This is a genomic window from Halobellus sp. Atlit-38R, from assembly GCF_003665925.1.
Taxonomy (GTDB): Archaea; Halobacteriota; Halobacteria; order Halobacteriales; family Haloferacaceae; genus Haloquadratum; species Haloquadratum inordinatus.
On record NZ_QXIJ01000133.1, the window covers coordinates 1 to 602 of the forward strand.

The 602-nt window shown below is 65.1% G+C and carries 1 protein-coding gene; it reads left to right on the top strand.

The features are described 5' to 3' along the window. Positions 1-3: 3 nt before the first annotated feature. Positions 4-602 (top strand): peroxiredoxin (locus D3D02_RS18525; protein WP_121571337.1); only part of this gene is annotated, 599 nt, incomplete at its 3' end.

Below are 602 nucleotides of genomic sequence, written 5' to 3' on the forward strand. Positions count from 1 at the left end.
ACCGTGGAGACGAGCCACGGCGAACTAACTATCCCCGACGACTACGAGGGCAAGTGGCTCGTCCTGTTCAGCCATCCGGGCGACTTCACCCCCGTCTGTACCTCCGAGTTCGTCGCCTTCGAGCAGCGCCGTGACGAGTTCGAAGAGCTGAACGCCGAACTGCTCGGGCTGTCGGTCGACCGCGTACACTCGCACATCAAGTGGACCGAGTGGATCGAGGAGAACCTCGACGTCGACATTCAGTTCCCGATCATCGCTGACGACCAGGGCTCGGTCGGCCAGCGCCTCGGAATGATCCACCCGGGCGCGGGCACCTCCACCGTCCGGAGCGTCTTTCTCATCGACCCCGAGGGGACCGTCCGCATCGTCCTCACGTACCCGATGGAGATCGGCCGCAACATCGACGAGATCCTCCGCTCGCTGCGCGCGCTCCAGATGAGCGACGCCGAAGGCGTCGCCGCCCCCGCCGACTGGCCCGAAAACGAGAAATTCGGCGACCGCGTCCTCCTGTCGCCCCCCGGCACCGACGCCGACGCCGAAGAACGCAAAGCCGAAGCCGAAGACGACGACGAACTCGACTACTACGACTGGTGGTTCGTCAC